This window comes from Paenibacillus oryziterrae, from assembly GCF_042610485.1.
Classification (GTDB): Bacteria; Bacillota; Bacilli; order Paenibacillales; family Paenibacillaceae; genus Paenibacillus_AQ.
The window spans coordinates 70,658-83,909 of record NZ_JBGJZO010000006.1 but is presented as its reverse complement, the minus strand read 5'-3'; the positions used below and the strand labels follow the sequence as shown (position 1 = coordinate 83,909).

The window sequence follows — 13,252 nt, the reverse complement described above, 5'->3', positions numbered from 1 at the left end:
GATTCCGGTTATCCGTTAAATCATTATTTTAGCTTAAACGTCTTCACTATTCTCGGAACATCGTCATTGACCATGTGCTTCAGCAGGCGGATAGGCCGGCCGTATTTTTTATAATCGTAATCGTCTCCCGACTTGTTAAGGAATTCTGAAGGAAGCTCTTCAGGAACTATATAGGCAAAAATCAGCCCGTCCCGGACTGCCAACCGAATGAAAGGTGACTCATCATACCCGTCATCCCGCCATTTCTTCAAGGTCATCCGGAACACCAGCATGGACAACGCCGGTTCGTACACCTTGCCTTTGTATTTAAAATAGAAGTGAACGCCATATTCCTCATCACCCGTTCGGCCGGTTCTTTTAACGACAGTGTAGCATTTCCATGAACGCGGAAGCTTCAGATGGAAGCCGTACTTCGGATCGCTGTACAAAAGGGTTAATCCCGGCTTCGCCTTTGGACCGGGACGGTTCATTTTCGCAGCCAGCTTTCTACTCCGGACGATAGACTTCATTAGATTCACCCCTCTGCCATCGATGATTCGGATCTTTGGATCATAGTCAGTTTATTCAGACGGATAAGAATGTGACTACAGATCGGCTTATAATTGGAGCGATACCAGCAGCACAAAAAAGCCTATTGTCCGCAGCACAGATTATGGACCGTTTTTGTCTTGTCCTTCGCTCTGCTCTGCTTCCAAAAGGCTTCTTATATACAACTTCTGATGAAGTTCACATCATTATTCCGGCACTACTCATTCTTCAGATTCAAACCGAAATAGCTATTGGCATTATTGAAGCAGATATCCTGAACAATACTTCCCAGGAACGGAAGATCATTCTGCACTTCACCGCTCACGACCCAGCCGCCGAGGAGATTGCACAGAATACGGCGGAAATACTCATGACGCGTATATGAGAGGAACGATCTCGAATCCGTAAGCATTCCCACAAAGCAGCTGAGCAGGCCAAGATTGGATAAAGAGGTCAACTGCTTGAGCATACCGTCCTTCTGGTCGTTGTACCACCAGCCGGAGCCAAACTGCACCTTCCCCTTGATCCCGCTGCCCTGAAAAGATCCCGCCATCGCTGCCAGCACATCATTCTGCGCCGCATTCAGATTGTACAGGATCGTCTTCGGCAGCTCGCCGGTCCGTTCCAGTCCGTCCAGCAGCTTATATAACCGTTCGGCATAGCTGCCGTCACCGATCGTATCGAATCCCGAGTCCGCACCTAGCTGATGGAAAGCCCGTGAATTGGGATTGCGGATGGCACCGATATGCAGCTGCATCGCCCAGCCATAGGCGGCATATTGCCTGCCCAGAGCGAGGAATAACGCCGTAGCGTATTGGTCACTCTCCAGACTGCTTAATGCTTGGCCGCCAAGCCGCTTACTGAAGATACTCTCCAATATGGAAGGCGAAGCCTCTGCATACGGCAGGTGCGAGAACCCGTGGTCAGCGATGATACAGCCATGCTTGTGGAAATAATCCACCCGCTCCAGCAGCGCACGTTCCATCAAAGCATAGGTAGTAATGGAATAACCTACGGCCTGCTCCAGCTTACAGACATAGTCCGTAAATGAAACCGACTCAATTAGAAGTGCTTTGTCCGGCCGGAACGTCGGTGTCACCCCGGTATTGAACTCTTTTTGCCCGGCAATCTGTACGTGGTAATTCAGATCATCCACCGGATCATCCGTGGTGCAGATCCATCTTACCTTGGAACGCGTAATCAGCCCTTGCGGTTTGAAGTCATCCTGAGCAATCAGACGGTTGCAGTGATCATAAATGTCCCGCCAATTCCCCGGATTCAGTTGCTCCTCCACGCCGAAGTAGGCTTTAAGCTCCAGCGCCGACCAGTGATACAACGGATTGCCGATGGTATAGGGAAGAACCTCGCTCCACTTGGCGAACTTTTCTTCATCTGAGGCGTTGCCGGTAATATATTTCTCATCCACGCCGAACGTTCTCAGCGCACGCCATTTATAATGGTCCCCGCCCAGCCAGACATCGGTGATGCTCTTGAACGGCTTATTCTCGGCAATGGCCTGCGGATCGAGATGACAGTGATAGTCGATAATAGGCTGAGCTTCAGCATACTCATGATAGAGTACCCGGGCTTCTTCCGACTGTAATAGAAAATCTTCATGAATAAAAGCCTTCATCCTTATGCTCCTTTGCCCTTATTTCAAATAATGGTCCAGCGTTCTCCGCACCGCTCCCGGACCTGCCAGCATTTCATGGAACATGACCTCTATCTTCTCCCCGAGACCGATGGCATACAGCTCTACTCCAAAGATCTTCTCATCCTGTAAGATAGCACGCACATTTGAAGACGTATCCCCCAGGCTAGTCCCGGCCAAATGACCCTGAAGAGATTCCAGCAGCGGATCGGGGCTCAGTACGAATGGCTGACCTTCATCATCTACTCCCACCAGATAGCGGCACCAGGCGGCAATAGCCAGCGGGATCGCCGTAAGCGCCGACGGATCAAGATCATCCCTGCGGATATAGGATTTGATTGTTTCACCGAACCGGATGCCCACCTTCTGCGAGGTGTCGGTAGCAATCCGCTGCGGAGTGTCCGGAATGAATGGATTCGCGAAACGTTCCTGGATCACTTCGTCAAGGAACTGCTTAGGACTGAGGATACCCGGATCAACGACAACCGGCAGCCCTTCGGTATACCCTATAGTTTCCACAAACCTGCGCAGCGTCTCATCCTTCATCTCATCGGCAATCAGGGTATATCCGAGAACACAGCCGGTTACGGCAAGCGCGGTGTGCAGCGGATTGAGGCAGGTGGTCACCTTCATCGTCTCCACCTTGTTGACCGTATCTCTGTTAGTGAAGATAATACCCGCTTCCTCAAGCGCAGGGCGGCCATTGGTGAACTTGTCTTCGATCACCAGATACTCGCTGATCTCCGCATTCACGAAAGGCGCGGTGTACGTATTCTTGGACGTAACGATGACGTCCATCTCGCCGATACCCTGCTCAAGCAGTGCCGCCTGCACCGACTCCGACGGGCGGGGCGTGATTTTATCGATCATGGACAGCGGGAACGTGATCTTGCTCTCGTCCTCAAGGTAGGCGGTGAATCCGTCTTCAACCAGGCCCCTCTTCGCCCACTCTTTGGCCACGGTAATAACGCCGTTCTTCAGCTTATCCCCATTATGGGAGCAGTTGTCCATACTGACGAAAGTCATCGGGTATTGGCCTTTCAGATAGCGGCGGTATGCGAGCGATGCAACAATGCTCATCACATGAATGGGCTGCACCGGACCGTTCTCCATATCCTTCTCCACGATACCGAGGTACTGTCCATTGAGTCCAGTCAGGGAATAGCCTTTCTCCGTAATCGTGAAGCTGGCCATCTGCAGGCTGGAATTCTCAAAAATCCCTGTTAGGCGGCTGTAATCCGCTTCACGGTTCTTGTCGGCTGTGATGGCCTCGACAATGCTTGCAACGACCTTCTTCTGGAACTCGCCGCGGGTATTCATCTGCACCAGCAGCGTCAGGTTATCGTAAGGCTTGTATACCTTGTCGATCATCTCGAAATCGAATGATTCCGCAGCGATAATCCCGGTATCCGCCTTGCCGCTGTCCAGCAGCTTCTGGTGGGCGTTCGCTACAAAGCCCCGAAAGATGTTACCTGCACCGAAGTGCACCCACTCCGGCTTCTCCCCTGTGTTCTTTGCGATCTGTGGGATATCGAACTTCGGAAGCTCGACGCCCGCAGCCTTCCAGGACGATTCGTCAGCGATACTGCTTAGTGATAAACGAAGCATTTATTTCGCTCCCTTCGCATTCTCCAGACTGTCCCAGACTCCCAGCAGATACATAATGCCGAGCGCCCGGTCATACAGACCATAGCCAGGACGGCAGTTCTTCTCTTCTCCCCATAAATGACGGCCGTGGTCCGGACGCACATAACCGGTGAAGCCGCTCTCGTGGTAGGCTTTTACAACCTCGGCTACATCTACGCTGCCATCGCGTCCACGGTGTGAAACCTCTATGAAATCACCGTTATCGAACACTTTTACATTGCGGATATGGGCAAAATAAATCCGGTCATGGAACTCGCGGATCATCGCCGGCAGATCGTTCTCCGGATTCGTTCCGAGCGAGCCCGTGCAGAAGGTCAGTCCGTTATACGGACTTGGCACAGCGTCCAGCATACGGCGGATCGTATCGCGGCTGCGAATAATGCGTGGCAGTCCAAAGATCGGCCAAGCCGGATCATCAGGGTGGATCGCCATTTTGATATCCACTTCTTCACAGACCGGAATAATGCGTTCCAGGAAGTATTTCAGGTTCTCGAACAGCTTCTCTTCCGTTACATCGGCATAGGACGCGAACAGATCATCCAGCTTGGCCAGCCGCTCCGGCTCCCAGCCCGGCATCGTGAACTGTCCGGCGCCTTTCAGAATGCGGTCCACCATCTCGCGCGGATTATCGGTAATGGCAGCCTTTTCATAAAAGAGGGCGTTCGATCCGTCCGGCAGCTCCTTATACAGCTCCGTGCGCGTCCAGTCAAAAACCGGCATGAAATTATAGCAGATGACTTTAACGCCAACCTTCGCCAGCTTGCGGATGGTGTCGATATAAATGTCGATATAATGATCGCGGGACGGCAGGCCGATTTTGATATCATCATGAACGTTGACACTCTCAACCACGGCGGTGCTGAAGCCCTTGCCTGTGATTTGGTCCGCCACCTTCTGGATCTCATCCATTTCCCACACTTCACCCGCCACTTTATGATGCAGCGACCAGACAATCCCCATAACCCCTGGAATTTGCCGGATATGATCAAGTGTAATGTTGTCATTTCCTTCCCCGTACCATCTCCACGTCATATTCATCCGCGAATCCTCCTCCGATGCACTCTAATATCTTGTATACAAGATTTGTTCTGATCATAAAGCACAGGGCGTCGGACTGTCAACGCAACCTTAACATTAGATAAAAAGACCTTTAGAAACTACATACAGCACATAATACTCATCTTCTATTCGCTTTTATTCAAGTCCATCATGTTGTATACTAGATTATAAAAAAACAACCCGGAGCGGAGCCGCCATGTCTATAAAAGAAGAGATTATGAACTCATTGAAGAACGAAATCCTTACGCTGAAGCTGAAGCCCGGAACGATTCTGAGCGAAACCGTTCTATCCGAACGTTACCAGATCTCCAGAACCCCGCTCCGCGATGTGCTGAAGCAGCTCAGTCTGGAATCCTATATCGATGTCTATCCCAAGAAAGGCAACCTCGTCTCCTACATCGATCTGGAATCGGTGGAGCAGATTATTTATTTGCGGAGTGTTCTGGAAAAAGAGATCATCAAAACCCTCTCCTCCCACCTTCTGCTTACAGGGGTACATGAGCTGAAGGAGATTCTGGACAAGCAGCAGGCTCTCATCCATGAGGACGACGCGGCAGAACGCTTCCTGAACCTCGATGATGTCTTTCATCAAACTCTGTTCCGGCTGGCCGGGCGGGAATTCCTGTGGAACCTGATTCAACAGTCCAACGTGCATTACGCAAGATACCGCAGGCTGCACATGCTGAGGCAGGAAAAGCTGGCGGAGATTCACCAAGATCACCAGAACATTCTCCAATTCATGATGCATAAAGAGATAGATAAGCTCGATGAGCTCATCCACCATCATCTGAGGGAGGATATTAATTCAATGTATTTGCAGGAGAACTTCTCGGAGTATATTAAGGAATAACCTTGGACATCATTCACCATGTTTAATAGTCCCCGATATATGATTCATCGAGGCCTGCCACCACTTGTTTAAACTCTAGATCTCAGAATAATTAATGAAAATGTTTATTTATAACGGAATTTATTTAATTTAGCTTCGGTGGCGAGTAAGGAAGCGGAAAGACTCTCGTCGAGGCTTCCCTCTCCTCTTCTGAAGTACAGGCAACGCACAAAATTCTTGCTGTTCACCCGGGCAATCGTCTGTTCGCGGCTTCTTGGCCACTCAGCACATTGTGCAAGGGTTTTTATCCAGCCAGCGAGATCCTCACTTGGAAGCAGGTCTCGTTTGATCATGACATCCACAATACTGGCCATTCGTTCATCTTCTTCCTCATTAAAGCTTTGTTGTCCATTATAAAGCATTCCATGAATAACACCGAGGACCTCATGGCGCACCTCACTATCGCTTTCCGGACACTGCACCAGCTCCACCAAAGCATCAGCACCGTGAGCTGCGCTGTGGGCCCACCCCCCTTCCAACAAATAACCGCGAAGATCCTTTTCTTCCCGGTAATAACGGAGTAACGAATGCTTCAGATTCAAGAAATCCTCCGGTTCCAGAAAAGGCTGCTGTCTGTGGCGGCGTATAATCAGGACAATGACCAGCGCAGTGAACGATCTTGTAAACACACTTGGGTCGTCAATACTGCCAATACGGTATAACAGATGCTCCTCATCGGTCAGAATCATTAGCATTTCGCGAAGCTCCATTGTCGTGAAACGCTTCTGGGTCTCTATCCATTCATAGAAGGTTGGATAAATAAGCTCATCCCGCAGCGCCGGCTCGGGATCACCAATATGTTGCAGCATCAACGTAATAAATTCCTGTATCCGCTCATCTTCACGGAGCAGATACTGCTCTTCCTCAATTCTTTGCAGGTCCAATATGAGTCTTGACCTTGCCTCGTTCATTGTTCATCCTCCCTTAATCATGGCCATAATCTCTTCAATTACAATCTCCGGTTCATCATGATGAATATAATGTCCGCTACCGGTGGCCATCCGGCATTTGCTAGACGTGGACAGCCGCAGGAAATCCCTTTGCATTTGTTGATCAATCCTCAGTATCTCCTCATGCGGCCATTCGTCATTAGCTTCATCCGGTAAGCCTCGTATAATAATGGATATATTCAGATCACTTTTCCGTGTTCGCTCAGCAACCTGCTTATAGCTATGCGGCTTGTTAATTCTTTCGCTGTTTAGCATCGGATTTGAATAATACTCTCTATTCTGGGAGATGAGCTTATCGGGTAGCACCTCTTCATAGGCAAGCTCCTTATATTCGGCGGCGGCATCAATCAGAACCATACCCGAGACAAGCTGAGGGTACATGCTGGTATACAGCCTGGCGATCAGCCCGTCAAAAGAATGCCCCACCAGGATATAAGGCTGCTCAACCTCAAGTAATTGCAATAATTCAGAAAGCTCCTCCACCATCTCAATACAGGTACGCGGGCCAAGATCAGCTTGACTCCTCCCGGTTCCGGCCCTGTCATAGGAGAACCTTGAATACTTTTGCGAAATCCGCGCTTGCACCACATCCCAAGTATCACTGCTGTCGCCTAACCCGGCGATAAAGACAACACCAGGTGCTCCTCTTCTTACATATCTGCAGTAGAGTTTGCTATCGCCACTACCAGCAAATCTCTCCGTGTAACCGCTGCTGGACGGGTAAATTAACAAAAGGCAGCGCAGTTTGGACGTTTAATTGAAGCGTCCAAGCATGCCGCTGCCTTTGGGATTCGCTCAAGCGAAACCCTTGCCCTCTGCTAATCTCTGGGATATTTCTTTAAATCGTTCCATAACGTGCTTGAAGCATTCTTCAATGCATCGACGGGTGACTGGAGGTTGTCGTTCAAGGTTGTCTCCCATGTCTTAAACAATTCGGCTCGTGCGGGGTCATCATAACCAAAACAACCAGCGAACTTGGATTTCCTCGCATCCGGATATTGGCCGTAGGTGAGAATAACGGTATTTATCATTCCCGTATCAGTGCCGGCCACGACGATTAATGACGCAGCCTCATTGATCCATGTCTTGTCATCTGTTTCTATAATCGTCGCATTGATCAGTAGAGAGAGAGCTTCGGTATTCCCTTTGAATTGGCTGATTAGATAAGCGACACTGTATCTTAGATTCGCATCCGGCGAGTACATCAACAGATTGCCGAAAGACTTCAGCGCGTTATCCGACTTGAACGCCTTAAGCAGCTCCAAAGCTGCCCTCCGCGAATCCTGATCATTGACGGCAGCCGAGAACAATGCCGCTATGTCTTTAATATTGCCCTCCAGATTATGAACGGCGAACTCCTGCGCCATGGTCGCCGACCATGACGGTTCCCCTTTAACGATGATTGCCTGCAAGCCTGCAAGCAATTGCTGCCGGTCGATATTCATCAGCTTGTCGCGCTGCGCCGTTTCGTCGGCTGTCAGCTTGGTGTAGTCCTTCTTGAATAATGTCTTCAAGCCTTGCCGGATATCGGCATCCAGTAAGGCCAGATCTGTGTAGATAACTGGTTTAGCCGCCGCTCCGGTATTCAAGCCGCCGCTTGTTGCGGGCGCTGTCACTTGAACGGCGATGCTCGCTTTGCCGCTGTACCCTTTTTGAGAAACCGAGGCAGTAATTGTTGCTTTACCGGATACAATACCGGTTACGACGCCGGCTGAAGTCACGGATGCAACCTTGGCATTGCTCGTTGTGAAGACAACGGTGACTTTAGCCGACCGTTTCAGTTTCGTGTTCAAATCCATTTTCCCACCTTTTGCCAGGGAGATAGACCCTTCCGTGAATTTCAGGCTCACAGCTTTGACCGGCGCGGCCCATGCAGTACCGGCGGTCAGTTGAATAAGAAAAATTAGAATCAGGGATAAAGCCATTATGCGGTTCTTCGACATCGTTATGTACTCCTTTTGGACAATTATGGAATATGAGTGCAAGTATACCACGAGATTTCCAGTTGTACGAACTATGACGGATTATGTATAAAAAAAGAATAATTCAAGGCGGCCTGTTTACCGACTCTTGAATTATTCAGAACAGACAAATAGATCCTCACGGATTTCCTGTAAGTCTTAGAACTTACAGCCTTATTCCCGCATACACCTGCTGATCGATCTCTACTGCCGCCTGCTTCACCTGCTCCGCGAACCATCTCCCGTAACGCTTCTCGGTCCACTCTTGAACCAACGCATCCCTGGCCGTTTCAAAGGAAGGTGGCTCCGGCTGCCTTGCGATGCTATCTTCATATTCCTGCCTCAGCTGCTCCTCCGTAGGGAGGCCGTCCTGTTCCGTCAGCCACTCTTTGAGGCCAAGCACGGTATTGGAAACCGTATACCGGTAATAGGCAACTTCGCTGTACTGCCGGGGGCCGTAGATGACTTTCCCTGCAGCAGCACTCTCTGCCCGCTCCCGGTTCTCCTCTTCCCATTCCGCGAGAAAAGCATCATAACCAATAGCGGTATTCAGCCCAGCCTGGCTCGCTGCCAGCTCCCGGACCCTGTCCTCCACTAATAGCTGCAGCGTCACTTGTTTTAGTCGCTCTTGGGGAATTTCACCTTCCCCTCCACAGGGCGTACTCCAGAAGCTTGCTGCTGCAGGATCGCAGCCATAGGTTTGCTGGTAATAGGTCATCGTCTCGGCACGCTGCTCCGGCATCCGGACCTTGAATTCCTTCAGCGTCACAGCATAGCCGTTCACCGTCGCTACCACGGCATTCTCATCCGCTCTCTGCGCCGCTTCACCGACTGAAGCAAGGGCAGGCGATGTTCCGGACCACCGCGGAAGCAGCAGCGCGCAGGCAAGCAGAACGGCTGTCCCGCATATCATCCATATATATTGTTTCCCGTGGTTCATCCGAATCATTGCCCGTCTCCTTCTTCAATCCATTGTAATCAAGTTAGCATCGGAAGCCTCACCACAATATACATTACTGAATGACCTTCACATCATCGATCCGGGCTGTAGAGGTATGCATCCGGATACCTATCTTACCGGCTGATATCGGCGCCGTATCGGTCCACTGGATGAGCTGGGCGTTATTTACGTAACCTGTAATCGAATTGCCGCTCACCGTCACCTTCATATCTGCCCATTGCCCCGGAGTGATGGTCACGCTGGCGCTGCCTACCAGGGTCATCGTGCCTCCGCTTTTTTTGTACAGCTCCGCTTTGTCCACGGCGTCGTTCAACCGGAACATATAATAGTTCGAATTATCCGCATAACGGAACACCAGTCCTGCGTTCCCCGAAGCGGTCAGCAGCTTGACGCGTGCCGAATAAGTGTAATTGTTCCATGATGCATTACCGGTATAAGCCAGTGCTTCACCTGAAGCAAGGCTCTGGGACAAGGCAAGGCTGCCGTCTGATATCAGGCTCCACGTACCGCCGGAAGTCGCCCAGTCGCTGTAATCATTATCCTCGAAATTGTCGGACAAGAGTGTTATCGGCTGCGAAACCGTGCTCTGGTATTCAAACGCCCCGATATCCGGCACTCCGTAATAAAGCGGATTGCCGAAGAAGTCTTTGCCGCCATTCCCCGCAACCGCCACGCCAGCGTTGATCAGCGGAGAAGCCGTGGTCAGCTTGAATCCGTCAGCTGTCGCCCGGCTCGATACCGCATTCGGATTGACGAACATAGGATCGCCGACGATTTTATAAGGGTCACTTGGAACGCTGGAATTCAGTCCATAGAAGCTGTTATGGTCATAGGTCATTCTTGGACTGTTGGTATACTGCCCGCTCGCCCCGTTATAGAAGATGTTATTCGTGTAATACGCCATCCCTGTCGTACTGGCATGGGTCAGTGCCCGGTTCTGCGTGCCGGAACGGTAGATAACATTATTATAGACGTACAAATTCCCGCCGCCGCTGATCAGGTTAAACGCCCCGTTGCCGTCCAGATCATTCTTGCTGATATTGTAACGGAAGGTATTATCGTCGGTATCGTTCATAACCAGTAGGGTTCCGCCTTGATTGTTGTGGCTGTAATTATACTGATAAACGCTGGAGTTCACCTCCACGTCGAAGTCCCACGGCTGGCCGTCCCCATCCAGCTTCCGGGTATCGAAGGCTTCATTATATTGAAACACAGCACCGGTTGTATAATAAGCCCACTGTGCCGCCACCACGGCAATACGATCCAGGTAATTCACAACCGCTGTGTCTATGTCGCAGGCGTTGCCGATCGCATTCGTCGTATTGTATTCAATAAGCGGAGCTACAGCAGCTCTGACCAGAATGCCGTCGCGGTGTATTTTCTCCACATAGTTGCCCCGGATCACCACATTCTTGAAAGCATCAAGTTTATGGGTCCAAGCACTGTTGGCAAAAGCGTCGGTCATCGTCTGGATGCCCGTATCCGCTACATTGATTATGGTATTATTCTCGATCAGAATGTCGTCCCAAGTGCTTTCAATCGCGCTATTGGCGCCTCTGGCATGGAAATTGATGCCGCCGGTCCGCCGGTCCGTACCGAAGATGTCATGGATGTCGAGATTCTTAATGTAGATATGCCGGAAGCTGCCTGCGCCGGTGCCTTCACCGACCACAAGAACCCCGTGTCTTCTAATATCCGTCGGCTGCTGGCCGCTCGTGATCTCGAGATTGTTGATCTCCCAGTAGGAAACATTACGCAATCTTACCCCAAAGCCTTCACCGTTCACGCTCGTATTGCCGAAATGAATCAGCGGCTTCGCCCCTGTTCCGTAACGGTCAACGGTGATCGGATTACCCTCCGTACCCGAGCCTTTCAAATCCAGATACTGACCACTCCATACGCTCCCCGCTTTCAGGAGTATGCGGTCTCCGGGACTGAAGGTGACCGTGTTCACCTGGGTCAGTGTCTTCCAAGCCGCAGCCTCGCTCGTTCCCGCCGCGCCGTCATTTCCGAGGGCAGAATCAACATAATACGTAGTACCCGCTGCCTCTGCTACTGGTCCTGCCGCTCCTGATAACAGGGCTGACAACAGAAAACCGATGATGACGAGCAGAGGCATTGCCCCGGCTCTGCTTCTACTTCTCTTCACTTGCGATCACTCCTTCATCATGTACTTCTGAAGCAAAGGTTTCACCCAGCCAAGCTCCCTGCCGCAGTAGTCCCTGCTGAAGCTTGGGAACATCCACATTCCGGCTGCAGCCGTCTGCCCCGGCTGCCATCGCCGCTGCCAACCCGGAGGCTTGCCCCATCGCGAAGCAATTGGGCATGACGCGCAGCGAGCCCTGAACAACCCGGTCCGATGAGGAAGCGCGGCCGGCTACCCAAACATTGTCGAGGCCAAGCGGCAGCATGCAGCGGTACGGCACGCCATGCGACTGCCCCGGCGGAAGATGATGGATATGCATAGCGCCCGAGCTGCGGGCCATATGAATGTCGATGAAATAGGCGTTGCGCGCAATGTCATCGGCGAATGAAGCCATGTTCATGAAGTCTTCCTGCGTCAGCACATAGTCGCCGACGATCCGCCGCGTCTCGCGGATGCCGATCTGTTCTCCTGTTGACAGCAGATGAGCCTGCTCGAAGCCGGGAACATAAGCCCGGAAGAAATCGAGCTGACGCTTCACCAGCTGACGTCCTTCGAAAGCGCCAAGGGTCAGATCCTCCGCCTTCGTTCCGTCGATGCCGAAGACATGGCCGAAGTTGACGCCGACCAGATCATCAGCAATCCAGGCCAGGCCGGAGACGGAATCGCGTCCCGGGGGCAGTTTCCCTTCCGCCTGCGCCTTCTGAACCGCCTGATGAATCTGCTCGGTGTCGCTGCTCTCCTGCAAATACTGCACAAACCGCAGTCTGTCTACACTGCCTAGCAAGTAACACATCGTAGCTGCCTGAAGCTCGCCGGATTCCCCGCCTTTATGGAACGGCGCTCCGGCCATAGCCGCCAGGTCAGCATCTCCGGTCGTGTCGATGACTGTCTTCGCCCGAATGAAGCTTCTGCCGGACTTGTTAACGATGACGACGCCTTCAATCCTGCGGCCAGTTTCATCCAGTACGGGCTGGCTCACTACGGTATGCAGCAGCACTTTGACACCGCTTTCAATTACAGCCTCGTCATATACACGCTTCAAAACCTCCGGATCAATCGGCACCCAATCCAGCTCGGATCCGAAACGTTCCCGGAAATCCGGCTCGCAGCCTGCCTTCATCCGCTCTAGCAGCTCCAGGCCGATGCCGCGAATAATCGCTTTCTCCCCGTCACTGTATGGGCAGAACGCGGGAACCAGGGCAACCGTACCCATGCCGCCAAGAAATCCCCGCTGCTCAATCAACAGGGTTCGCGCGCCAGCTCTTGCGGCCGAAATGGCCGCAGCAATGCCGGCGGGCCCCCCGCCGGCAACTAATACATCCACTTCCTGCGACACGGATAACGCTTCCGCAGGCAATATTATTTTCTTCTCGCTCATGGCTCTCCTCCTAGTTGGAACTCTCGTTTCTTCCATTATAGGGAGAAGGCCGTGCGGGAAGCGTGTATCCTCATTGCCTGTT

11 protein-coding genes are annotated in these 13,252 nt (G+C 51.7%); 1 reads left to right on the top strand and 10 read right to left on the bottom strand.

Going from position 1 to position 13,252, the window contains the following annotated elements; genetic code table 11:
- Window positions 1–23: 23 nt before the first annotated feature.
- The 4 genes from ACAN55_RS09195 to uxuA all read right to left on the bottom strand — a co-directional run bounded on the left by ACAN55_RS09195 (window position 24) and on the right by uxuA (window position 4,864).
- Entirely contained in the window at window positions 24–509 is a 486-nt protein-coding gene (locus ACAN55_RS09195) for a hypothetical protein (protein ID WP_379131121.1), read from the bottom strand.
- Between the two features lie 236 nt (window positions 510–745).
- The gene (gene uxaC, locus ACAN55_RS09190; protein ID WP_379131118.1) at window positions 746–2,161 is read right to left on the bottom strand and encodes a glucuronate isomerase; all 1,416 of its coding nucleotides are present in this window, start codon (window positions 2,159–2,161) and stop codon (window positions 746–748) included.
- Between the two features lie 18 nt (window positions 2,162–2,179).
- A complete protein-coding gene (locus ACAN55_RS09185) occupies window positions 2,180–3,787 on the bottom strand; it encodes a mannitol dehydrogenase family protein (RefSeq protein ID WP_379131114.1) in 1,608 nt (535 codons plus the stop codon).
- The gene (gene uxuA, locus ACAN55_RS09180) at window positions 3,788–4,864 is read right to left on the bottom strand and encodes a mannonate dehydratase (RefSeq protein ID WP_379131111.1); all 1,077 of its coding nucleotides are present in this window, start codon (window positions 4,862–4,864) and stop codon (window positions 3,788–3,790) included. It lies immediately after the preceding gene.
- Between the two features lie 217 nt (window positions 4,865–5,081).
- Here uxuA and ACAN55_RS09175 point away from each other — a divergent pair, with 217 nt between their 5' ends.
- On the top strand, window positions 5,082–5,735 hold the full coding sequence (locus ACAN55_RS09175; protein ID WP_379131109.1) for a GntR family transcriptional regulator: 654 nt from the start codon (window positions 5,082–5,084) through the stop codon (window positions 5,733–5,735).
- A 104-nt stretch (window positions 5,736–5,839) separates the two neighbouring features.
- Here ACAN55_RS09175 and ACAN55_RS09170 read toward each other — a convergent pair whose 3' ends face one another.
- From ACAN55_RS09170 to ACAN55_RS09145, 6 genes are all read right to left on the bottom strand, one after another.
- Window positions 5,840–6,685, bottom strand: coding sequence for a DUF2785 domain-containing protein (locus tag ACAN55_RS09170; RefSeq protein WP_379131106.1), 846 nt, complete (start codon window positions 6,683–6,685; stop codon window positions 5,840–5,842).
- Between the two features lie 3 nt (window positions 6,686–6,688).
- Window positions 6,689–7,456, bottom strand: coding sequence for an alpha/beta fold hydrolase (locus ACAN55_RS09165; protein WP_379131104.1), 768 nt, complete (start codon window positions 7,454–7,456; stop codon window positions 6,689–6,691).
- 86 nt (window positions 7,457–7,542) lie between these two features.
- Entirely contained in the window at window positions 7,543–8,667 is a 1,125-nt protein-coding gene (locus ACAN55_RS09160; protein WP_379131102.1) for an Ig-like domain-containing protein, read from the bottom strand.
- Window positions 8,668–8,851: 184 nt separating this feature from the next.
- Window positions 8,852–9,634 carry a hypothetical protein gene (locus ACAN55_RS09155; RefSeq protein WP_379131099.1) on the bottom strand — a complete coding sequence of 261 codons (783 nt, stop codon included), beginning with the start codon at window positions 9,632–9,634 and terminating at the stop codon, window positions 8,852–8,854.
- 64 nt (window positions 9,635–9,698) lie between these two features.
- Window positions 9,699–11,795 carry a 3-keto-alpha-glucoside-1,2-lyase-like domain-containing protein gene (locus ACAN55_RS09150; protein ID WP_379131097.1) on the bottom strand — a complete coding sequence of 699 codons (2,097 nt, stop codon included), beginning with the start codon at window positions 11,793–11,795 and terminating at the stop codon, window positions 9,699–9,701.
- Window positions 11,782–13,170 (bottom strand): FAD-dependent oxidoreductase, encoded by a 1,389-nt coding sequence (locus ACAN55_RS09145; protein WP_379131095.1) that lies wholly within the window; start codon window positions 13,168–13,170, stop codon window positions 11,782–11,784. The genes ACAN55_RS09150 and ACAN55_RS09145 overlap by 14 nt, the downstream gene beginning before the upstream one ends.
- Between the last annotated feature and the right edge of the window lie 82 nt (window positions 13,171–13,252).